Origin of the sequence: Streptomyces sp. CAI-85 (assembly GCF_013363615.1) — a bacterium.
Classification (GTDB): Bacteria; Actinomycetota; Actinomycetes; order Streptomycetales; family Streptomycetaceae; genus Streptomyces; species Streptomyces antibioticus_B.
In genome coordinates, this window is the sequence record NZ_JAANNX010000016.1 from 59,668 (window position 1) to 80,428 (window position 20,761).

Sequence of the window (20,761 nt, forward strand, 5' to 3'; positions counted from 1 at the left end):
TCGCTTCGGGCTACTCCCCGGCCGCCACCGCCAGGATCGCCCGCACCTGCGCCACGATGTCCAGCCGGTTCCGGACGAACTCCGGATCGGTCACCTCCGTCGTGTTGCCGGCGCCGAACTGGAGCACCGGCGTGTGCACATGCCCGCCCGGCAGCCGCCCGTGCAGCCCGAGCCGGTCGCGCAGCAGCGTCGCCCGGTAGGCGATCTCGTTGGAGAGATAGTCGCCGCCGCCCCCGGCCCGCGCGACCGACCCCGCGGTGGGCCCGTCCGGCCGTACGACGGCCGTGGTGCCGCCCGCCGGTATCTCGGTCACGCTCGTGTTGTCGTAGACCGGGAACCGCCCGGTGGCGGCCGCCGTGATCGCCGCGTACGGCAGGGTCGTCGTCGTCCACTGCGGCTGCCCGGCGGGGTCGGCGACCGGGATCGTACCGGTGTCGCCGACGTTCTCGTTGTCCGCGAAACCGCCGCGCCAGGCGCCGTTGGTGCGCTCCACGTCGAAGCGGCCGACCCGGCCCTGGCTCACGGTCGCGAACAGATCGACGCGCGGCAGATACGGCCGCAGGGTGCGCTCCACCGTGCCCTCCGCGAAGTCCCGCCAGCGCACCGGGAACACCACCGCCTCCACCCGCGCGGGACCGTCCGCCGTCTCGATCACCGTGCCGTCGAGGGCGAGCGCACTGGCCCCGGACGGGTTGGAGATCCGGATGTCCCGGTCCAGGGTGAACGGGTCGAAGCCGGTCACCAGGACCCGCTTGAGCCCCTCGGTGCGCGGATACCCGATGCCGGTCTGCCCGCGCGAGGTGCGCTCCAGGGAGTCGAGCAGCGCGCCGCGCTGGGCCTCACCGAGCCCGAACTCCGGCTCCCAGGTGCGCACTTCACGGCTCAGACCGAGCCGGGCCCAGTACAGCGGCCGGTCGTCGTCCCGGCTCAGGTCGCCGCCCGCCGGACCGCGGCCCTGCGCCCGGTCCACGGCCCGCCGCCACAGCGCGGTGCCCTCGCGGACGACGATCCGGCGGGCCTGCGCGTAGGAGCGCGCGTCCGCCAGCAGCCGGGCCAGCCGCGGGGCGAGCGCGTCGAACCCGGAGCGGGCCAGGATCTCCTGGGGGACGGCCCGGTCCAGCCGCAGTTCCTCGACGGTGGGGGCGGGTGCGGCCGGGGCCGCGGTCGCGGTGGCGGGGGCGGAGAGACCGGCCAGCAGGGCCAGTCCGAGGAGACCGACACGAACGCGTAGTGCGTGCACAGGAGTTCAGGTCCTTCCGTCGCTGTGGGGGAAGCGTGGTGCGGGACCGGGGAAGTATCCCGTGACGGAAGGGGCCGGCGCCATGGCGCGCGTTTCCGCCGGACGGGACCGGCCCGCCGATGCACGATGGAACGACCGCGCGCCCGCACTCGACGAGGAGGCCCCCATGGCAGCAGCAGGACCCGAGTCGGCGACCCGGACCGGACCCGGCACGACGACCGGCACCGTGTCCGACGCTGTGCCCGACGCCGCGACCGAGCACGCCGTCGAGGCCGCTCTCGCCCGGCTCGACCTGGACGCCAAGGCCCGGCTCCTGGCCGGGCAGGACACCTGGTCGCTGCCCACGCTGCCGGAGATCGGCCTCGCCTCCCTCGTCATGTCCGACGGCCCGATCGGCGTCCGAGGGGTGCGCTGGACCTCCGACGACCCCTCGATCGCCCTGCCCTCACCGACCGCCCTCGCCGCCACCTGGGACCCGGCCCTCGCCCGCCGCGCCGGTGCGCTGCTCGCCCAGGAGGCCCGCCGCAAGGGCGTCCACGTGCTGCTCGCCCCCACCGTCAACCTGCACCGCTCCCCGCTCGGCGGCCGCCACTTCGAGGCGTACAGCGAGGACCCGTACCTCACCGGCCGGATCGGCACCGGCTATGTGACGGGTGTCCAGGAGGGCGGCGTCGGCATCACCGTCAAGCACTTCGTCGCCAACGACGCCGAGACCGAGCGCTTCACGGTCGACAACCTGATCGGCGAACGCGCCCTGCACGAGCTGTACCTGGCCCCCTTCGAAGCCATCGTCAAGGACGCGCGCCCCTGGGGCGTCATGACCGCCTACAACTCGGTCAACGGCACCACCATGACCGAGCACCACCACCTCGTGAACGAGGTGCTGCGCGACACCTGGGGCTTCGACGGCGTCAACGTCTCCGACTGGTCGGCCGCCCGCGACACCGTCCGCGCCCTGCGCGGCGGCCTCGACCTCGCGATGCCCGGCCCGCGGACCGTCTACGGCCCCGCCCTCGCCGAGGCCGTGCGCGACGGCCGCCTCGACGAGTCCGAGGTCGACACCGCCGTACGCCGCGTCCTGCGCCTGGCGGCCCGCGTCGGTGCCCTGGCCGGCGCCGGACCCGCCGTCACCGACCCGCCCGCCGGCATCGACGGCGAGGCGCTCGCCCGTGAACTGGCCCGCCGTTCCTTCGTCCTGGTCCGCAACGAGCGCGCGGCCCTGCCGCTGCGGCCCGGCACCACCGTCGCCCTGATCGGCGCCGCCGCCCGCGACGCCCGGATCCTCGGCGGCGGCTCCGCCGTGGTCTTCCCGGCCCGGACGGTCTCCCCGCTCGACGGCCTGACCGCCGCCCTGCCCGAGGGCGCCCTGACCTACGCCGTCGGCGCCGACCCCGACGAGGAACTCGCCGTCGCCGACCGGGGGTTCGCGCTGCGCGCGGTCTGCCGGGCCGCCGACGGCACCCTGCTCGGCACCGGCTCCGCGCCCAACGGCCACATCCAGTGGATGGGCGCCGACCTCCCCGAGGGCGTCACCCACGACCGGCTGCGCACCGTCGAACTCACCGGCACCTTCACCCCGCGCGAGAGCGGCGTCCACACCTTCGGCACCCGGGGCCTGGGCGCCTTCCGGCTCGCCGTCGGCGGCACCGTGCGCTTCGAGGGCGTCGAACGCCCCGAGAAGAAGGACCCGTTCGCCGCCTTCTTCGGCGGCCCGGTGGAACGCGCCCGCGTCGAACTGACCGCGGGCGAACCGGTCGACGTCTCCCTGACGTACGTCGTCGAACTCCCCGCGGACGGGCCGCTGAAGATCGTCACCTTCACCCTCTGCCACCAGGAACCCCGGCGCGACCCCGACGAGTTGATCGCCGAGGCGGTCGAGGCCGCCCGCGCCGCCGACACCGCCGTGGTCGTCGTCGCCACCACCGAACGCGTCGAGTCCGAGGGCCACGACCGCACCGACCTGAGGCTGCCCGGCCGTCAGGACGACCTGGTCCGCGCCGTCGCCGCCGCCAACCCCCGCACCGTCGTGGTCGTCAACTCCGGCGCCCCGGTCGAACTGCCCTGGCGCGAGGACGTCGCCGCCGTGCTGCTCACCTGGTTCCCCGGCCAGGAGGGCGGCGCCGCCCTCGCCGACGTCCTCACCGGCGCCGAGGAGCCCGGCGGGCGGCTCCCCACCACCTGGGGCTCCCTCGCCGACGCCCCGGTCACCCGGGTCGCCCCGGACGACGGCCGGCTCCCGTACGACGAGGGCGTCCTCATCGGCCACCGCGCCTGGGAGCGGGCCGGCCGCACCCCGTCCTACCCCTTCGGTCACGGCCTCGGCTACACCGACTGGGCCTACGAATCCGCCGAGGCGACCGGGACGACGGCGGAGGGGACGACGGTGAGGGTGCGGGTCCGCAACACCGGCACCCGCCCCGGCCGCGAGGTCGTGCAGGTCTACCTCGCACCCACCGAGCCCCACGCCGAGCCCGACGCCGGCCACCCGGACCAGCCGCACCGCCCGGCCCGCTGGCTCGCCGGTTTCGCCGCCGTCGAGGCCGGGCCGGGGGAGACCGCCGAGGTCACCCTCGATCTGCCCCGGCGCGCCTTCGAGATCTGGGACGAGACCGCTCACCGGTGGTTCTTTGTGAAGGGTTCGTACGAAATCCAGGTGGGACGCTCGATCGCGGACCGCAGGATCGGCGTGGCGGTTACCGTCTGACAGCGGGCCCCAGACGCCCCCTCGAGCAGCCCCGGTCCGGGACCCTGACCCCTGGACCGGGGCTTACTACACCCACCCGGCAGCAGACCGCCCTAGCGCACCCCGAACCCGTACACCGTCTCCGAGCGGTACACCTCGCCCGGCCGCAGCTCGGTGCTCGGGAACTCCGGACGGTTCGGGGAGTCCGGGAAGTGCTGGGTCTCCAGCGCGATCCCCTCCCCGGGCAGGAACGGTTCGCCCAGGTGGTCCGCCGAGTACACCTGGATGCCGGGCTCGGTCGTCGCCACCGTCAGCACCCGCCCGGACCCCGGGTCGTACAGCTCGGCCACCTCCACCGGAGCGGCGGTGACGCCCTTGTCGAGCACGAAGTTGTGGTCGTAGCCGGGCCCCAGCTTGCGCGGGCTCCGGAAGTCGAAGCGGGTGTCCGCGACCTCGGCCAGCTCCCCGGTCGGGACGAGATCCGCGTCCACCGGCGTGTACCGGGCGGCCGCGAGCCGCAGTTCATGACCCCAGGCGTTCCCGGCGCCGGCCAGGTTGAAGTAGCTGTGGTTGGTCAGGTTCACCAGGGTCGGTTCGTCGGTCACCGCCTCGTACGCGAGACGCAGCGCGCCCGACGCGTCCAGCGTGTAGGTCGCCGTGACCTCGAGCCGCCCCGGGAAGCCCTCCTCGCCGTGCGGGCTGACCCGGCTCAGCCGCAGCCCGTGCTCGACCGGCGTCACGTCCCACACCCGCTTGTCGAAGCCGCGGGGGCCGCCGTGCAGGGAGTTGGGCGCGTTGTTGGGCTCCAGCGCGTACGTCACCCCGTCCAGCGGGAAACGGGCGTGCGCGATCCGGTTCGCGTACCGTCCGATCAGCGCGCCGAGAAAGGGCTCCGGGTGCGTGACATAGCCGTCCAGGTCCGCGAACCCCACCACCACGTCCGCCGTCCGCCCGTCCCGGTCCGGGACCTCCACGGACTGCACGATCCCGCCGTACGACAGCACCCGCACCCGGGTGCCCGCCCGCTCCAGCGTCCAGCGGTGCACCGCGGTGCCGTCGGAAAGTGTTCCGAAGTGTTCGCTCATGAGCGGAACATTAAGTCACGGCCCGGCGGACGCCCCAGTCACGGCACCTTCGCGACCACCTTCCGGTAGGCGATCTCGGCCAGCCGCGCCTGTCCGTCGGTGCTCGGATGGAACCAGTCCCAGTGGCTCAACTGATCCGTGCCGAACCGGAAGTCGTACACCGCGCCGCCGTCGAACCGGCACCGCTCGTCCTTCGCGCAGACCTCCTCCAGCACCGCGTTGTAGTCCTCCACGCGCCGCAGCACGGTGTCGCGGCGCTCGGTCGCCGCCGAGTCCAGCGCGTCCGCGTCGCCCAGCATCGACGGGCAGATCCCGAGCTTCCACACCTGCTTGCCCAGCACACTGGTGCGCCCCTGCGCCCACAGCCGCTTCAGGTTCGGCACGCTCGCCACGTACACCTGCGCCTTCGGCACCTCGCGGCGCAGCGCGCGCAGCGCGTCCTGGAAGTCGGCGCGGAACTCGGCGACCGGCGTCATCGCCGCGGTGGACGCCCGGCACGCGTCGTTCGCCCCCGCCATCACCGTCACGAGCTGCGGCTTTCTGGCCGCGGCCCGGGTCATCTGGGCCGGCAGGTCCGCCATCCGTGAGCCGGTCACCGCGTAGTTCCAACTGTGTGTGGCCGCCTTCGCCGTACCCAGCAGCCGGACCGCCAGGCTGTTCACCTCGGTGCTGGCCCCGGTCGCCCAGGACACCTCCGGGCAGTCCTGGAGGACCGAACAGGCGTCGAAACCACGCGTGATGGAGTCGCCCACCGCCGCCATCGACGACGGACTGGAGTCCCACAGCGGGGTCGGCGACGGCGACGGACTCACCCGCCCCGCCCGGTCCCCGGACGGCGCGTCGCCCCCGCCGCCCAGCGCGTCACAGCCGGCCAGCCCCAGCACGGCGGCCGTGGTGACGGCCAGCCCCGCGCGCGCCCGCCGGTATCGCATCCGCATCCCCTGATGATCCCCTCGTTCTCGGTACGACGCCCCCTCATGACAACGTCCGGGAGTTCCCGCACCGCCGCCCGACGAGGACCCGGCGCGGTCCCGGCCGGGGCCCGGCCCGGACCGCGGCCCGGGGAACACGGCCGACAAGATGGCCCACAAGAGGGAACGCGCGACCCCGCTCCAGGCGTCCTGCCGGGTGAATGGCGGCGGTTTCGGGGCACCGGGACCGACGGTACGTCACACTCCTTGCACCGCCGCACGGTAGCCTCGCCATCAACGCGGCTGCCTGCCACCGCCGCCACACCAGCCAGCAAGACTGTCCCGCTCTGCCCGGAGGTCCCGGTGACGACACGTGGAGTTCTGTACGTGCACTCCGCGCCGCGCGCGCTGTGCCCGCACGTCGAGTGGGCCGTCGCCGGGGTGCTCGGCACACGCGTCAGCCTCGACTGGATCCGGCAGCCCGCCGCGCCGGGCACCTGGCGCTCGGAGTTCTCCTGGCAGGGCGAGGTGGGCACCGCCTCCAAACTCGCCTCCGCGCTGCGCGGTTGGCATCTGCTGCGCTTCGAGGTCACCGCCGAGCCCTGCGCCACCGCCGAGGGCGAGCGCTATAGCTGCACCCCCGACCTCGGCATCTACCACGCCGTCACCGGCATCCACGGCGACATCCTGATCCCCGAGGACCGGCTGCGCGCCGCCCTGCTGCGCAGCCAGCGCGGGGAGACGGACCTGGAGGCCGAGCTGGCCAAGCTCCTCGGCAAGCCCTGGGACGACGAACTGGAGCCCTTCCGCTACGCCGGCGAGGGCGCCCCGGTGCGCTGGCTGCACCAGGTGGTCTGAGCACCCGCGCGACATGAAGGGGCCCCACCTCGGAAGGTGGGGCCCCTTCACACGCGTACGCGCGTCTCTCAGACCGTGCGGAACGCCAGCACCACGTTGTGCCCGCCGAAGCCGAACGAGTCGTTCAGCGCGGCGATACGGCCCTCCACGGGCAGCTTGCGCGCCTCGCCGCGGACGATGTCGACGTTCGCCTCGGGGTCGAGGTTCTCGACGTTGATGGTCGGCGGGGCCACCCGGTGGTACAGCGCCAGGACCGTCGCCACGGACTCGACACCGCCGGCGCCGCCCAGGAGGTGACCGGTCATCGACTTGGTCGCGGAGACCGCGAAGTGGTCCGCCTCGTCCCCGAAGACCTTCCGCAGCGCCTTCAGCTCGGCGATGTCACCGGCCGGGGTGGAGGTGGCGTGCGCGTTCACGTGCACGATCTCCGCCGGGTCCAGGTCGGTGTTGTCCAGCAGGTTCTGGAGGGCGTGCGAGATGCCGCGGCCCTCCGGCTCCGGCTGCACGATGTCGTGCGCGTCGGCGGAGATGCCCTGGCCGACCGCCTCGGCGTACACGCGGGCCCCGCGCTTCGCCGCGTGCTCGGCGGACTCCAGGACGACCACACCGGCGCCCTCGCCCATCACGAAACCGTCGCGGGCGACGTCGTAGGGGCGCGAGGCGGCCTGCGGGTTCTCGTTGTTCTTGGACATCGCCATCATGTTGCCGAACGCGGCGATCGGCAGCGGGTGGATGGCGGCCTCCGTACCACCGGCGACGACGACGTCGGCGCGGCCGGTACGGATCATCTCGATGGCGTAGCCGATGGCCTCCGCGCCCGACGCGCACGCCGAGACCGGCGTGTGCACGCCCGCGCGGGCGCCCACGAGCAGACCCACGTTGGCGGACGGGCTGTTCGGCATCAGCATCGGCACGGTGTGCGGGGAGACCCGGCGGACGCCCTTCTCCTTCAGCACGTCGTACTGGTCGAGAAGGGTGGTGACACCGCCGATGCCGGAGGCGATCACGGCGCCGAGCCGGTCGGGGTCGGCGGCCGGGTCCTCACCGGCCCGGCCCTCGAAGCCGGCGTCCTTCCACGCCTCCTGGGCCGCGATCAGCGCGAACTGCGCCGAGCGGTCCAGCTTGCGGGCCTGCGGCCGCGGAATGACCTCGGTCGGCTCCACGGCGACCGGGGCCGCGATACGGACGGCCTGGTCGGCCGCCCAGTCCTGCTCCAGGAGCTTCACACCGGACCTGCCGGCGATCAGCCCCTCCCAGGTAGAGGCTGCGTCGCCACCCAGCGGTGTGGTTGCGCCGATACCGGTGACGACCACGGTGCGATTGGTCGGGCTCACGGATTCTTTCTCCAACGTGACGAGGATTCAGCGGCGCCACCGCCGGGTGGCGGGGCAGTCCGGCCCAGGGGACCGGGGTGGATCAGCCCTGGTTCTTGAGGATGTACTCGGTCGCGTCGCCGACCGTCTTGAGGTTCTTGACGTCCTCGTCCGGGATCTTGACGTCGAAGCGCTCTTCGGCGGCGACGACGACCTCGACCATGGACAGCGAGTCGACGTCCAGGTCGTCGGTGAAGGACTTGTCCAACTGGACGTCCTCAACCGGGATGCCGGCGATCTCGTTGACGATGTCGGCGAGACCGGCGACGATCTCTTCCTGAGTGGCGGCCATGGTGGCGCTCCTTCTTTGGTATCCAGAGGGTGTGGCTGTGGTGCTTCATCCCGCCCCGGATCGCATGATCCGGCACGGAGTGCCTAGGGGAGGGTAACGACAGTGGCGGCGTAGACGAGACCCGCCCCGAATCCGATGACGAGCGCCGTGTCGCCGCTCTTCGCCTCGCCGGTCGCCAGGAGCCGCTCCATCGCGAGCGGGATCGAGGCGGCCGAGGTGTTTCCGGTGGTGCGCACGTCCCGGGCGACCGTGACGGACTCCGGCAGCTTGAGGGTCTTCACCATCGAGTCGATGATCCGCTCGTTGGCCTGGTGCGGAATGAAGACGTCCAGGTCGGCGGCGGAGATCCCGGCGGCGTCCAGCGCCTCCTTGGCGACCTTCGCCATCTCGAACACGGCCCAGCGGAAGACCGCCTGGCCCTCCTGCGTGATCGCGGGGAACCGCTCGACGGTGCCGTCGCGGTAGTCCGTCCACGGCACGGTCTGCTTGATGGTCTCCGACTTGTCGCCCTCGGAGCCCCACACCGTCGGGCCGATCGCCGGCTCGGTGGACGGGCCGACCACGACCGCGCCCGCGCCGTCACCGAACAGGAAGGCCGTCGCACGGTCCTCCAGATCGGTCAGCTCGGACAGCCGCTCCACGCCGATCACCAGGACGTACTCCGCCGAACCCTCGACGATCATGCCCTTGGCGAGGGTGAGGCCGTAGCCGAAGCCCGCGCAGCCGGCCGAGATGTCGAAGGCGGCGGCCTTGGCGGTGCCCAGCTTGTCGGCGATCTCCGTCGCCACGGCCGGGGTCTGCTTGAAGTGCGAGACGGTCGAGACGACCACGGCGCCGATCTGCTCGGCGGCGATCCCGGCGTCGGCGATCGCCTTGCCGGACGCCTCCACCGACATGGCGGCCACGGTCTCCTCGGCGTTCGCCCAGTGCCGGGTCTCGATGCCGGAGCGCGAGCGGATCCACTCGTCGGAGGAGTCGATCGTCTCCAGGATGACCTCGTTGGGCACCACCCGGACGGGCCGGTACCCGCCGACGCCGAGGATCCGCGCGTACGGGGCGCCCTTGCTGGGCTTGATCTTCGCCATCAGGGCTCCTCAGGCGACGCCGTGCTCGGCGATGAGCTCGCGAGCGGCGTCGAGGTCGTCGGGGGTCTTCAGCGCCAGCGTTCTGACGCCGGGCAGGGCACGCTTGGCGAGGCCCACGAGGGTGCCGCCGGGGGAGACCTCGACGATCGCGGTCGCGCCCAGCTCCTTGAAGGTCTCCATGCACAGGTCCCAGCGGACCGGGTTGGCGACCTGGCCGACCAGCCGGTCCAGGATCTCGGCGCCGGCGGCGACGGTGCCGCCGTCCTTGTTGGAGACGTAGGCGACCTTCGGGTCGGCGGCCGTGACGTCCGCGGCGGCCTTGGCGAGGGTCTCCACCGCGGGGGCCATGTGGTGCGTGTGGAACGCGCCGGCCACCTTCAGCGGGACGACCTTGCGGACCCCCTCGGGCTTGTCCTCGTTCAGCGCGGCGAGCTGCTCCAGCGTGCCGGCGGCGACGATCTGGCCCGCGCCGTTGATGTTCGCCGGGGTCAGGCCCAGCTTCTCCAGATGCGCGACGGACACCTCGGGGTCCCCGCCGAGCAGCGCGGACATACCGGTGGCGGTCACCGCGGCGGCGTCGGCCATGGCCAGACCCCGCCTGCGGACGAGGGCCAGCGCGGCGGTGTCGTCGAGGACGCCCGCGAGGACGGCGGCGGTGAACTCACCGACGCTGTGTCCGGCGACGGCGCCGGGCGACACGTCGCCGAGCGCGGCGGCGGACAGGATGCCGGCGGCCACCAGCAGCGGCTGGGCCACCGCGGTGTCGCGGATCTCGTCCGCGTCGGCCTGGGTGCCGTAGTGGGCGAGGTCCAGGCCGATGGCGTCCGACCACGCGGCGACGCGGTCCGCGGCACCGGGCAGTTCGAGCCAGGGAGTCAGGAAGCCGGGCGTCTGGGCGCCCTGGCCGGGAGCGACGAGTACGAGCACTCTCACACTCTCTCTTGGGGACGGGCAAAGCCGCCCGTGGGGACAGGGACGAAGAACGGCAGGGGGTTTTGTGGACCCCCGACAAAAGCCTAGGTCTGGGGTTCGCCATCCATCAGGCGCCCCAGGATCAGCGCGATCCGCAGCGTGAACGCGGAGCGTACATCCGAAGGCGACCAACCGGTGACGTCAGTCACACGTCGAAGCCGGTAGCGCACGGTGTTGGGATGGACGAACAGCATCCGCGCCGCGCCCTCCAGACTGCTCGCCTGTTCGAGATAGACCGAGAGCGTCTCAAGGAGCGCCGACCCGGCCTCCTCCAGCGGTCTGTAGATCTCCTCCACCAACTGCTCGCGCGCGCTGGGATCACCGGCGATCGCGCGCTCCGGGAGGAGATCGTCCGCCAGTACCGGACGGGGTGCGTCCTGCCAGGCGGAACACGCCTTGAGCCCCGCCGCGGCGGCCTGTGCGGACCGGGTCGCGGCGAGCAGATCGGGTACGACGGGCCCGGCGACCACCGGTCCCGCGGCGAACGGCCCGATCAGCGACTTGGCGACGGCCAGCGGATTGTCGCTGCCGCCGGCGATCACCACGAGCCGCGATCCGAGCACCCCGGTGAGCACCTGGAGCTTGGCGTGCCGCGAGGCCCGCCGGATCGCCTCGACGGTCAGCTCGGAGTCCCCGTCGGGGGCGGTGCCGAGGACCACGCACACATGCTCCGGCGCGTTCCAGCCGAGCGCCGCGGCCCGGCTCACCGCGCCCTCGTCGGCCTCCCCGCTGAGCACCGCGTTGACCACGAGGGACTCCAGCCGGGCGTCCCAGGCGCCGCGTGCCTCGGCGGCCTGGGCGTACACCTGGGCGGTCGCGAAGGCGATCTCCCGGGCGTAGACCAGCAGCGCCTCCCGCAGGACGCTCTCGTCGCCCGGGGCCGCGACCTCGTCGATCGCGGACTCCATGACCTCGATGGTGGTGCGCACCATCTCCACGGTCTGGCGCAGGGTGATGGCCCGGGTCAGCTCGCGCGGGGCGGTGCCGAACACATCGGTGGAGATCGCCTGCGGCGCGTCGGGGTGCCGGAACCACTCGGTGAACGCGGCGATGCCCGCCTGGGCGACCAGCCCGATCCAGGAACGGTTCTCCGGGGGCATCGCCCGGTACCAGGGCAGGGTCTCGTCCATCCGCGCGATGGCCTGGGCGGCCAGACTTCCGGAGGACTTCACCAGCCGCTTCATGGTCGCGGGGTGCGGGTGCGCGGCGTGTGCCGCCGGGTCGGGGTGAGTGGCTTCGGGTTCGGGCACGGTGACAAGACTGCCTTATCGGGACGCGAACGTGCGCCGGAGGGTCGTGGGGCCGCGGGACGGGGCGGGCCCCGGCGGGACTACGGTGGGTCCGTGATGGACGTACGCCGCGCCGACGCGCGCTACCCCGGAGGGGACCCGGCGGCCGGCATCGAGACCCGGCACGCGTTCTCCTTCGGCCCCCACTACGACCCGGACAACCTGCGCTTCGGGGCGCTGATCGCCTGCAACGAGGAGCGCCTCGCCCCCGGCGCCGGCTTCGACGAGCATCCGCACAGCCACACCGAGATCGTGACCTGGGTGGTGGAGGGCGAGCTGACCCACCGCGACTCGCGCGGACACGCGACGACCGTGCGGCCCGGGGACGTCCAGCGGCTCGGCGCGGCGTCAGGGGTCCGGCACGTCGAGCGCAACGACGGCCCCGTCCCGCTGACCTTCGTACAGATGTGGCTGGCCCCGCTCGATCCCGGCGGCGACCCGTCGTACGAGATCGTCCGCGGGATCGCCGACGCCACGCCGTACGCCGTCCCCGAGGCCGGCGCGATGCTGCACGTGCGGCGGCTCGCGGCGGGCGAGCGCACGGCGGTGCCGGACGCGCCGTACGTCTACGTCCACGTGGTGCGCGGCACGGCACGTCTTGACGGCGTGGAACTGGGCCCCGGCGACGCGGCCCGGATCACCGACGCGAAGGACCTCACGGCGGCCGGGGTGAGCGCGAGCGAGCTGCTGGTCTGGGAGATGGCCTAGCGCAGCTCGGCCAGGACCGCGTCCGTGAACGGCGGCCACGCCTCGACCGCCCAGGGGCCGAAGGCCCGGTCCGTCAGCGCGACGGTCGCCAGCCCCGCGTCCGGGTCGATCCACAGGAACGTACCGGACTGCCCGAAGTGACCGAAGGTGCGCGGTGAGGAGCCGGCGCCGGTCCAGTGCGGGGACTTGCCGTCGCGGATCTCGAAGCCGAGACCCCAGTCGTTGGGGTTCTGGTGGCCGTAGCCCGGCAGGACGCCCTTGGTGCCCGGGTACTGCACGGTCATCGCCTGCGCCACCGTGCGCGGGTCGAGCAGCCGGGGCGCCTGCACCTCGGCGGCGAACCGCAGCAGGTCCTCGACCGTCGACACCGCGTCCTTCGCCGGGGACCCCTCCAGCGAGGTGTCCGCCATGCCCAGCGGCTCCAGCACGGCCTGCCGCAGATACTCGGCGAACGGGATGTCGGTGGCCTTGGCGAGATGGTCGCCGAGCTGCTCGAACCCGGCGTTGGAGTACAGCCGCCGGTCGCCGGGCGGGGCCGTCACCCGGTGCTCGTCGAAGGCCAGCCCCGAGGTGTGCGCGAGCAGATGACGGACCGTCGACCCGGGCGGCCCGGCCGGCTCGTCCAGCTCGACGGCGCCCTCCTCGTAGGCGACGAGCACGGCGTACGCGGCGAGCGGCTTGGTGACCGAGGCCAGCGGGAAGCGCCGCCCGACCGGGCCGTGGGTGCCCAGGACGGTGCCGTCCGCGCGCACCACGCCCGCGGCGGCGGTGGGAACCGGCCAGGTGGCGATGGACGCCAGGCTTGTCAGGGAGGACATGCCGTCGAGCCTAAGGGGCCGGGAACGTCAGCCGCATCGAGGGGTCCGGCTTGCGCACGAAGCCGAGGGACGCGTAGAGCGGCTCGGCCGCGGCGGAGGCGTTCAGGTCGACCTGCGGGACCCCGCGCTCCCGGAACCACCCGAGCAGCGACTCCATGCACGCGCGCGCGTACCCGCGGCGCCGGGTCTCCGGGTCGGTGGCGACGCTGAAGACGTGCCCGACCCGCCCCTCGGGGTTGCCGGCCCGCCCGATCCGGTACTCGACCGTCCCGGCCACCAGCGCGGCCAGCGCCCCCGGCCGCAGCGGATGGTCCACCACGAACACGCCGAAGTCCCCGTCGGGCTCGGCGAGCCGGGCCGCCAGCACGGGCAGCGAGTCCGCGTGCCAGTCCACGGCACCCGGGCCGGGAACCAGCGAGTCGATCATCACCTGACGCAGCCGCAGCACCTCGGCGGCGTCCTCGGGCCGGGCCCGGCGTACGGCAGTCATGTCCGGCACGGTAATCGCCGTGATCAGGCCGCGTCCCACGGTTTTCTCACCGGTCCGCTTGCTTCGAGCGCACTCCAAGGCCATAGCGTGGAGGGCATGACGGTGTTGCAGACCACGCCCGTGACCACCGAACAGACCCCCGCCGACGTGTGCGCCGCGCCCGCACCCCGGCACCCCCGCCCGAACGGCCAGGACAGCTACACGATCAGCGAGGTCGTCGCGTTCACCGGCCTGACCGCCCACACCCTGCGCTGGTACGAGCGGATCGGGCTGATGTCCCACATCGACCGCTCGCACACCGGCCAGCGCCGCTACAGCAATCGCGACCTCGACTGGCTCGACCTCGTCGGCAAGCTGCGGCTCACCGGCATGCCGGTCGCCGACATGGTGCGGTACGCCGAGCTGGTGCGCGAGGGCGACGGCACGTACGCGGAGCGGCACGCGCTGCTGGAGGCGACCCGCCGGGACGTCCGGGCCAGGATCGCCGAACTCCAGGACACGCTCGCCGTGCTCGACCGCAAGATCATGTTCTACTCGGACGCCTCGCGCGCCACGGCCTACGAGGCCGAAGCCCTCACAGCCCCGGCCCACGAAGCGGAAAGGACCGCCCGATGAGCGCCACGACCCTCCCCACCGCCCGCCTGGGAACGCACGGCCCCGAGGTCGGCGTACAGGGCCTGGGCTGCATGGGCATGAGCTTCGCCTACGGCCCCGTCGACGCCGACGCCTCCCGGGCCACCCTGGAACGCGCCCTGGACCTGGGCGTCACCCTGTACGACACCGCCGACGCGTACGGCGCCGGCGACAACGAACGCTTCCTCTCCCCGTTCTTCCGGGCGCACCGCGAGGAGGTCGTCGTCGCGACCAAGTTCGCCCTGGCGATCCCGCCGGACGACCCGACCCGGCGGATCATCCGCAACGACGCGCCCTACATCCGCCAGGCCGTCGAGGCGAGCCTGAGCCGGCTCGGCATCGAGGCGATCGACCTCTACTACATGCACCGGCGCGCCCCCGAGGTCCCGATCGAGGAGACCGTCGCCGTGATGGCCGACCTGGTCCGCGAGGGCAAGGTGAAACATCTGGGCCTGAGCGAGGTGACGGCGTCCGAGCTGCGCGCCGCGCACGCGGTCCATCCGATCGCCGCCGTGCAGTCGGAGTGGTCGCTGTTCTCCCGGGACATCGAGGCCCGGGTGGTGCCGGCGGCCCGCGAGCTGGGCGTCACGCTCGTCCCGTACTCCCCGCTCGGCCGGGGCTTCCTCACCGGCGCGTTCGCCAGCGCGGAGACGCTCACGGCGGACGACTTCCGCCGTCAGCAGCCCCGGTTCACCGGGGAGAACGCCGCCGTGAACGCGGCCCTGCTGGAGCCGGTCCGCGCGGTGGCGAAGGCCCATGACGCGACGCCGGGCCAGATCGCGCTGGCCTGGGTCCACGCGCAGGCCCGGGTGCACGGCCTCCCGGTGGTCCCGATCCCGGGCACCCGCAAGCCGGCCCGGGTCGAGGAGAACACCGCCGCGGTGGCGATCGAGCTGACCGCGGAGGAGCTGGCGGCCCTGGAGCCCATCGCGGGGCAGGTGGCGGGCGACCGGTACGCGGACATGACGTTCACCTCGGCGGGCCGCGAGTAGCCGGGCCGCGCGCGGCTACAGCTCGGAGAGCAGCTCGGCCTTCTTCGCGGCGAACTCCTCGTCGGTGACCAGACCGGCCTGGTGCAGCTCCCCGAGGTGCCGGATGCGTTCGGCGATGTCCGCGGGGTCACGGCGGGGGCCCGGGGGCGCGGCGGTGACCGCGGCCGCGGGCCCGCGCGTGCGCACGGCCGCGAGGACGGCGGCGGCGAACGGCAGCGACTCGTGCACCGAGCCGTACCCCAGCCCGAAGACGACCGTCGCCGGGTCCTGGTCGGCCTGGGCGGGCGCGTCCTCGCCGCGCAGCAGCCGCAGGTGCCCCTCGAACACCTCGGGGGAGCGCCACTCCACGCCGTTCAGCTCGGAGACGTCGAAACTCTGGTCGCCGGCCTTCCACTTGGCGGAGGAGGCGCCGGTCCAGAACCACCGGTAGCGCACGGTCCGCCCGTCGAAGGACGCCTTGCCGTCGTACGCCTTGAAGGACAGGGGCGCCTCCGGGGCCGCCACCAGGAAGCGTTCCGCCGGGCCGGGGTCGGGTTTCAGCCGGGCGCGCAGTTCGTCGGCGTAGTACTCGGCGAGCACCTCCCGCTCGGCGGGCAGCACCAGCCGGTAGGGGTCGCACCCCTCCTTGAGCTGTCCCGCCGCCGCCTCCACGAGGGGATCGGCGCCGGGCCGCGGCTCGGCGCGCAGGACGACCGTCCCCCGCCGGCCGGGATCGAGCGTCACCCCGGCCAGGGCCGCCAGCGGAATCCTTCGCTCCCCCAGCGCGGCCAGCAGCTTGGGCGTGCGCAGACCCCGTTCGTAGCGGATGAGGACGGAGTCGGAATCGAACTCCCAGGCGGCATGCAATCCGGCCAGTACGTCACCCATGCGGCTCATCGTATGCGGGACACGCATCTACGTCCCCTCCCTGCGCGCGCCGCAATTCCTGCGTCTCTACGCGCGTCCGGCCGTCGTCGTGTCGGACAAACCCACCCGGCAGGAGTCCTCCTGCCCGGTCTTGCCCGCGCACCGCACCGAGCGGTACGCGCCAGTGCCGATGTCGGCGAGGTTGCGCAGACTGTCCGTGCCCGGCACGAAGTAGCCGCCGTGGCCCTTCGCGTCCCGGGAGGACAGCAGCCGGGCGCCGAACGCCCCGGCCATCGGGTCCTCGCCGTGCCCGAGGCCGCCCAGCTCCAGATGGGGCACGTCCTGCACCCAGTCGTCGGCGTCCCGCATCGCCCAGACGCGGGCGTCGGTGCCGAGCTGGGACGCCTTCTCCACCCGCATGCCGGGGCTGCCGGCCACGGCTATGTCGGTCACCCGCTCCGGCATCCCGCGCGCGGCGACCCCGCACACCACCGAGCCGTAGCTGTGGCAGAACATCGACACCCGCGAGGTGCCGGGCAGCGCGTGCAGCAGCGCGTTCAGCCGGACGGCGCCGCTCTCGGCGCGCATCGCGGTGGCCGAGTCGATGCCGAGGCCGTCGGGGGAGGTGTAGTCCGCCCAGGCGATCACGGCGGTCCGGGTGCCGGGGCTCGACGCGCGCTCGGCGTCGTAGAGGGCCTGCGCCATGCCGGCGGGGGCCGACCAGCGGCGGTCGGTGCGCTGGAAGGTGAGCAGATCGGTGTCGACGCCGGGGACGATCACGGAGATCCGCTCGGCCCGGTCGAGATCGCCGAGGACCTCGGCGACCCGGCCCGAGCCGTCCGGGTCGAAGGCCAGGATCTGGCGGCCGGCGTCGCGCAGCGCCTGGTAGCGGTCCAGCCGGCGGCCGGCCTCGCGCTGTCCGCCGGGCGACAGTCGCTCGTCGTGGGTGCGGGCGGCCTCGACCCGGATCTGCTGCCCGAGGGCGATCCGGTTGGCCCGGTAGCGCAGCTCGACGGGCGCGCCGTTCATGTTGCCGACCGCGAGCGCGTAGTCGTGCGCGAGGGCGGTCTGCTGGTGGTCGGTCAGCGAGGCGAAGAACTCGGCGAGCCGGGCGGGCGCGGCCTTCGGGTCGGGCAGCGCGTGACCGCCTGCGCGGCCGTCCTTCCACGCGGACAGGGAGGCCTGGAGAGCGGTGGGCTCCCGGTCCTGCCGCAGGGCGGTCCAGCCGGTGGTCGCCAGCATCACGAACACCACGGCCAGGGCGAGCAGTGCGCGCCAGACGCCGAGTTGGGGGGAGGTGTCGAAGGAAGTCACTGGGAGGACACACTAGGAGAACGGGAGTGTCTCGGGTTAATAAAGTGATCGGTATCACGTTTCAAAGCGAGTGGCACCGGTCATACATGCCTTTACGGCCTCATGCCGTCACACCGTACGCCAGTCGCCCAGCAGCGCGGGACCCACCTGGTCCAGGTAGCGGGACGTGAGCGCGTGGATCCCCGCGAGGCTGAACTCCTCCTCCAGCAGCCACTGGCGCTCGGTCACCCGCATCACCGCGCTGAAGACCGCCACCGCCAGCCGGGGCCGCGGATCGGTGTCCGGGTCCAGCCCCTCGCGCTCGGCGATCACCCCCGCGATCGTCTCCTCGGTCTCGGCCGCGCGCCGCAGATGCGCGGCCAGCAGCACCGGCGTCGACTCGATCACCCGGTACATCCGCAGATACAGCTCCACCGGGACGACGGACTCGACGGCCTCGCCGATGGAGTGCCAGCCGGTCAGCACCGCCCGGCGCAGCGCCTCCATGGGCGGCTCGTGGGGCGGGCGGGAGCGGACCGCGTCGACGAAGTGCGCCACGGTCAGCTCCTCCAGGGCGAGCGCGGCCTCCTCCTTGCCGGCGAAGTAGCGGAAGAAGGTGCGCTGCGAGACGTCGACGGCGGCGGCGATCTCGTCCACGGTGGTGTGCTCGTAGCCCTGGGAGACGAACAGTTCCACGGCGGCCCGCAGCAGTGCGTCCCGGGTGCGCTGTTTCTTGCGCTCGCGCAGCCCCGGCGGGGGCGGTGCCGTGTTCATGAACCGACCCGTCTCTCTGTACCGAATCTCTCTGTACCGAATGTCGTGACAGTTACCGACTAGTGAACTCGTTTGTCAATTGTCAGTCGCTGTCATTAGCCTCTGGGCATGACTAGTCAGACCACCATCGACACCCCCGGGCCGGGAGGCAAGGCGCCGGGCACCCCGCCGGGCCCGGCGCCCGTCACGGGGCTGCGGGGCCATCCGTGGCTCACCCTCATCACCGTCGCCGTCGGGGTCATGATGGTGGCCCTCGACGGCACCATCGTGGCCATCGCCAACCCGGCCATCGGCAAGGACCTGGGCGCGAGCCTGTCCCAGCTCCAGTGGATCACCAACGCCTACTTCCTCGCCCTCGCGGTCTCCCTGATCACCGCGGGCAAGCTCGGTGACCGCTTCGGCCACCGGCAGACCTTCCTGATAGGCGTGGCCGGCTTCGCCGCCGCCTCCGGCGCCATCGGGCTCAGCGACAGCATCGCGCTGGTCGTCACCTTCCGGGTCTTCCAGGGCCTGTTCGGCGCGCTGCTGATGCCGGCCGCGCTCGGCCTGCTGCGGGCCACCTTCCCGGCCGAGAAGCTCAACATGGCCATCGGCATCTGGGGCATGGTCATCGGCGCCTCCACCGCGGGTGGCCCGATCCTCGGCGGTGTCCTGGTCGAGCACGTCAACTGGCAGTCGGTGTTCTTCATCAACGTGCCGGTCGGTGTCCTCGCGCTGGTGCTGGGCGCCCTGATCCTGCGCGACCACCGCGCGGAGAACGCGCCGCGCTCCTTCGACCTGCTCGGCATCGCCCTGCTCTCGGCCGCGATGTTCTGCCTGGTCTGGGCCCTGATCAAGGCCCCGGCCTGGGGCTGGGGCGACGGCAAGACCTGGGCGTTCATCCTCGGGTCGGTGCTCCTCTTCGCGGGCTTCGCGGTGTGGGAGACCAAGGTCAAGGAGCCGCTGATCCCGCTCGGCCTGTTCCGGTCCGTGCCGCTGTCGGCCGGTGTGGTCCTCATGGTCCTGATGGCGATCGCCTTCATGGGCGGCCTGTTCTTCGTGACGTTCTACCTCCAGAACGTGCACGGCATGAGCCCGATCGACGCCGGTCTGCATCTGCTGCCGCTCACCGGCATGATGATCGTCGGCTCGCCGCTGGCGGGCTTCGCGATCACCAAGCTCGGCCCGCGCGTCCCGCTGGCCGGCGGTATGGCGGCCACCGCGATCGCCATGTACGGCATGTCCACGCTGGAGACGGACACCGGCAGCGGACTGATGTCCCTCTGGTTCGCCCTGCTGGGCTTCGGCCTCGCCCCGGTCATGGTCGGCGCCACCGAGGTCATCGTCGGCAACGCGCCGCTCGAACTGTCCGGTGTGGCCGGTGGTCTCCAGCAGGCGGCCATGCAGATCGGCGGCAGCCTCGGTACGGCCGTGCTGGGTGCCGTGATGGCCTCCAAGGTGGACGGCGACCTGCCCTCCAACTGGACCTCCGCCGGGCTGCCCCCGCTCACCGAGGCCCAGCTCGACCAGGCGTCCGAGGCGGTCCAGGTCGGTGTGGCACCGGTGGCCGAGGGCACCCCGGCCGAGATCGCCGCGAAGATCACCGACGTCGCGCACGACACCTTCATCTCCGGCATGAGCCTGGCGTCGCTGGTCGCGGCCGGGGTCGCGCTGGTCGCGGTCTTCGTCGCCTTCCTCACCAAGCGCGGTGCGAACGCGGACGCGGGCGCGGGCGTGGGCCACATCTGACCCGCTCCCGCTCGTCTTCTCCTCGGGGCGAGGGATCCTGACGCGTCGTCAAGGAATTTCCCCTATCAGGGTGACAACGCTAAAGGTCCCTCGCCTCCGGCACACGCCCCAGGTCACAGTTGGTCAAGCCCTCCGCAAGGCAGGGCCGCCCGGGCCGCGGCGCGCTGCCGGAGGGGGACAGCGCGCCGCAACAGGGCCCGGGGCGGGGGCACATCGGGCATGAACCGCGCACACGGGGTACCCGGTCGACGACACATTCCCGGAGAAAAACAGGGAGTCGACGATGGCCGGCTTTGGACACGGCACGCGCAGGTACCCCCGCTCACGTGGCCGGACGGGGTCACGGACCGGGCCGGATAGCGCGACGCTCGGAATCGTCGGACTCGTCTGTGCCGTCGCGGGATTCTTCACCCTGGGCATCGTCCTGGGCCCGGTCGCGATCGTCTGCGGCTGGCTCTCCATGGGACGCGCCTGGTCGTCCCGGTCCGTTCCGCCGCTCGTCGCCGTCGTCCTGGGTGCCATCGACACCCTGCTGGCGATCATCTGGCTGGCGGGGGCGGCGGGACCGGGCACCGGCTGGCTCTGAGCCGGGCGGCCCGGCAGTGAACGGCCACCCCGCCGGCTCACCCGGCGCGCACCTGTTCGTGAACGGGCGGGGGTGGCGGAACCCTGAGGTTCCGCCACCCCCGCC

General features: G+C 72.9%; 20 protein-coding genes. 7 read left to right on the forward strand and 13 right to left on the reverse strand.

Annotated elements, in window-relative coordinates; genetic code table 11:
• Positions 1-10: 10 nt before the first annotated feature.
• Entirely contained in the window at positions 11-1,240 is a 1,230-nt protein-coding gene (locus G6W55_RS19700; RefSeq protein WP_175522161.1) for a pyroglutamyl peptidase, read from the reverse strand.
• A 166-nt stretch (positions 1,241-1,406) separates the two neighbouring features.
• Here G6W55_RS19700 and G6W55_RS19705 point away from each other — a divergent pair, with 166 nt between their 5' ends.
• A complete protein-coding gene (locus G6W55_RS19705) occupies positions 1,407-3,944 on the forward strand; it encodes a glycoside hydrolase family 3 protein (RefSeq protein WP_175522162.1) in 2,538 nt (845 codons plus the stop codon).
• A 92-nt stretch (positions 3,945-4,036) separates the two neighbouring features.
• Here G6W55_RS19705 and G6W55_RS19710 read toward each other — a convergent pair whose 3' ends face one another.
• Together G6W55_RS19710 and G6W55_RS19715 are read right to left on the reverse strand one after the other, a co-directional pair.
• Positions 4,037-5,008, reverse strand: coding sequence for an aldose epimerase family protein (locus tag G6W55_RS19710; RefSeq protein WP_175522163.1), 972 nt, complete (start codon positions 5,006-5,008; stop codon positions 4,037-4,039).
• A gap of 38 nt (positions 5,009-5,046) precedes the next feature.
• Complete coding sequence (locus tag G6W55_RS19715) at positions 5,047-5,946, reverse strand: SGNH/GDSL hydrolase family protein (RefSeq protein WP_175522164.1); 900 nt, start codon at positions 5,944-5,946, stop codon at positions 5,047-5,049.
• Between the two features lie 336 nt (positions 5,947-6,282).
• Between G6W55_RS19715 and G6W55_RS19720 the strand changes: the two genes are divergently transcribed.
• Complete coding sequence (locus tag G6W55_RS19720; protein ID WP_030796767.1) at positions 6,283-6,777, forward strand: DUF3145 domain-containing protein; 495 nt, start codon at positions 6,283-6,285, stop codon at positions 6,775-6,777.
• Between the two features lie 68 nt (positions 6,778-6,845).
• Here G6W55_RS19720 and fabF read toward each other — a convergent pair whose 3' ends face one another.
• The 5 genes from fabF to fasR all read right to left on the reverse strand — a co-directional run bounded on the left by fabF (position 6,846) and on the right by fasR (position 11,749).
• The gene (fabF, locus tag G6W55_RS19725; protein WP_175522165.1) at positions 6,846-8,111 is read right to left on the reverse strand and encodes a beta-ketoacyl-ACP synthase II; all 1,266 of its coding nucleotides are present in this window, start codon (positions 8,109-8,111) and stop codon (positions 6,846-6,848) included.
• A gap of 82 nt (positions 8,112-8,193) precedes the next feature.
• The gene (locus G6W55_RS19730) at positions 8,194-8,442 is read right to left on the reverse strand and encodes an acyl carrier protein (protein ID WP_030796760.1); all 249 of its coding nucleotides are present in this window, start codon (positions 8,440-8,442) and stop codon (positions 8,194-8,196) included.
• A gap of 83 nt (positions 8,443-8,525) precedes the next feature.
• Positions 8,526-9,527, reverse strand: a complete 1,002-nt coding sequence (locus G6W55_RS19735) for a ketoacyl-ACP synthase III (protein WP_030796758.1) — start codon at positions 9,525-9,527, stop codon at positions 8,526-8,528.
• A 9-nt stretch (positions 9,528-9,536) separates the two neighbouring features.
• Positions 9,537-10,454, reverse strand: coding sequence for an ACP S-malonyltransferase (locus G6W55_RS19740; protein WP_175522166.1), 918 nt, complete (start codon positions 10,452-10,454; stop codon positions 9,537-9,539).
• 89 nt (positions 10,455-10,543) lie between these two features.
• A complete protein-coding gene (gene fasR / locus G6W55_RS19745; RefSeq protein WP_030796755.1) occupies positions 10,544-11,749 on the reverse strand; it encodes a fatty acid biosynthesis transcriptional regulator FasR in 1,206 nt (401 codons plus the stop codon).
• 96 nt (positions 11,750-11,845) lie between these two features.
• On the opposite strand from fasR, the gene G6W55_RS19750 reads away from it, so the two are divergent.
• Entirely contained in the window at positions 11,846-12,496 is a 651-nt protein-coding gene (locus G6W55_RS19750) for a pirin family protein (protein WP_175522226.1), read from the forward strand.
• Here the strand turns inward: G6W55_RS19750 and G6W55_RS19755 are convergent.
• Together G6W55_RS19755 and G6W55_RS19760 are read right to left on the reverse strand one after the other, a co-directional pair.
• Complete coding sequence (locus G6W55_RS19755) at positions 12,493-13,314, reverse strand: serine hydrolase (RefSeq protein WP_175522167.1); 822 nt, start codon at positions 13,312-13,314, stop codon at positions 12,493-12,495. The two genes, G6W55_RS19750 and G6W55_RS19755, sit on opposite strands and share 4 nt — an antisense overlap.
• A gap of 10 nt (positions 13,315-13,324) precedes the next feature.
• Positions 13,325-13,804 (reverse strand): GNAT family N-acetyltransferase, encoded by a 480-nt coding sequence (locus G6W55_RS19760; RefSeq protein ID WP_175522168.1) that lies wholly within the window; start codon positions 13,802-13,804, stop codon positions 13,325-13,327.
• A gap of 96 nt (positions 13,805-13,900) precedes the next feature.
• On the opposite strand from G6W55_RS19760, the gene G6W55_RS19765 reads away from it, so the two are divergent.
• Together G6W55_RS19765 and G6W55_RS19770 are read left to right on the forward strand one after the other, a co-directional pair.
• Positions 13,901-14,419: a MerR family transcriptional regulator gene (locus G6W55_RS19765; protein ID WP_175522169.1), complete on the forward strand. Its 519-nt coding sequence runs from the start codon at positions 13,901-13,903 to the stop codon at positions 14,417-14,419.
• Complete coding sequence (locus tag G6W55_RS19770; RefSeq protein WP_175522170.1) at positions 14,416-15,429, forward strand: aldo/keto reductase; 1,014 nt, start codon at positions 14,416-14,418, stop codon at positions 15,427-15,429. Before G6W55_RS19765 ends, G6W55_RS19770 begins: the two co-directional genes overlap by 4 nt.
• A gap of 15 nt (positions 15,430-15,444) precedes the next feature.
• Here G6W55_RS19770 and G6W55_RS19775 read toward each other — a convergent pair whose 3' ends face one another.
• The 3 genes from G6W55_RS19775 to G6W55_RS19785 all read right to left on the reverse strand — a co-directional run bounded on the left by G6W55_RS19775 (position 15,445) and on the right by G6W55_RS19785 (position 18,342).
• A complete protein-coding gene (locus tag G6W55_RS19775) occupies positions 15,445-16,305 on the reverse strand; it encodes a DUF4429 domain-containing protein (RefSeq protein ID WP_085214230.1) in 861 nt (286 codons plus the stop codon).
• A 57-nt stretch (positions 16,306-16,362) separates the two neighbouring features.
• The gene (locus tag G6W55_RS19780; protein ID WP_175522171.1) at positions 16,363-17,589 is read right to left on the reverse strand and encodes an alpha/beta hydrolase; all 1,227 of its coding nucleotides are present in this window, start codon (positions 17,587-17,589) and stop codon (positions 16,363-16,365) included.
• A gap of 108 nt (positions 17,590-17,697) precedes the next feature.
• On the reverse strand, positions 17,698-18,342 hold the full coding sequence (locus G6W55_RS19785; RefSeq protein WP_175522172.1) for a TetR family transcriptional regulator: 645 nt from the start codon (positions 18,340-18,342) through the stop codon (positions 17,698-17,700).
• A gap of 108 nt (positions 18,343-18,450) precedes the next feature.
• On the opposite strand from G6W55_RS19785, the gene G6W55_RS19790 reads away from it, so the two are divergent.
• Entirely contained in the window at positions 18,451-20,070 is a 1,620-nt protein-coding gene (locus G6W55_RS19790; protein WP_175522173.1) for an MFS transporter, read from the forward strand.
• Between the two features lie 283 nt (positions 20,071-20,353).
• Entirely contained in the window at positions 20,354-20,656 is a 303-nt protein-coding gene (locus G6W55_RS19795; protein ID WP_175522174.1) for a small hydrophobic protein, read from the forward strand.
• The last annotated feature ends 105 nt before the right edge of the window (positions 20,657-20,761 follow it).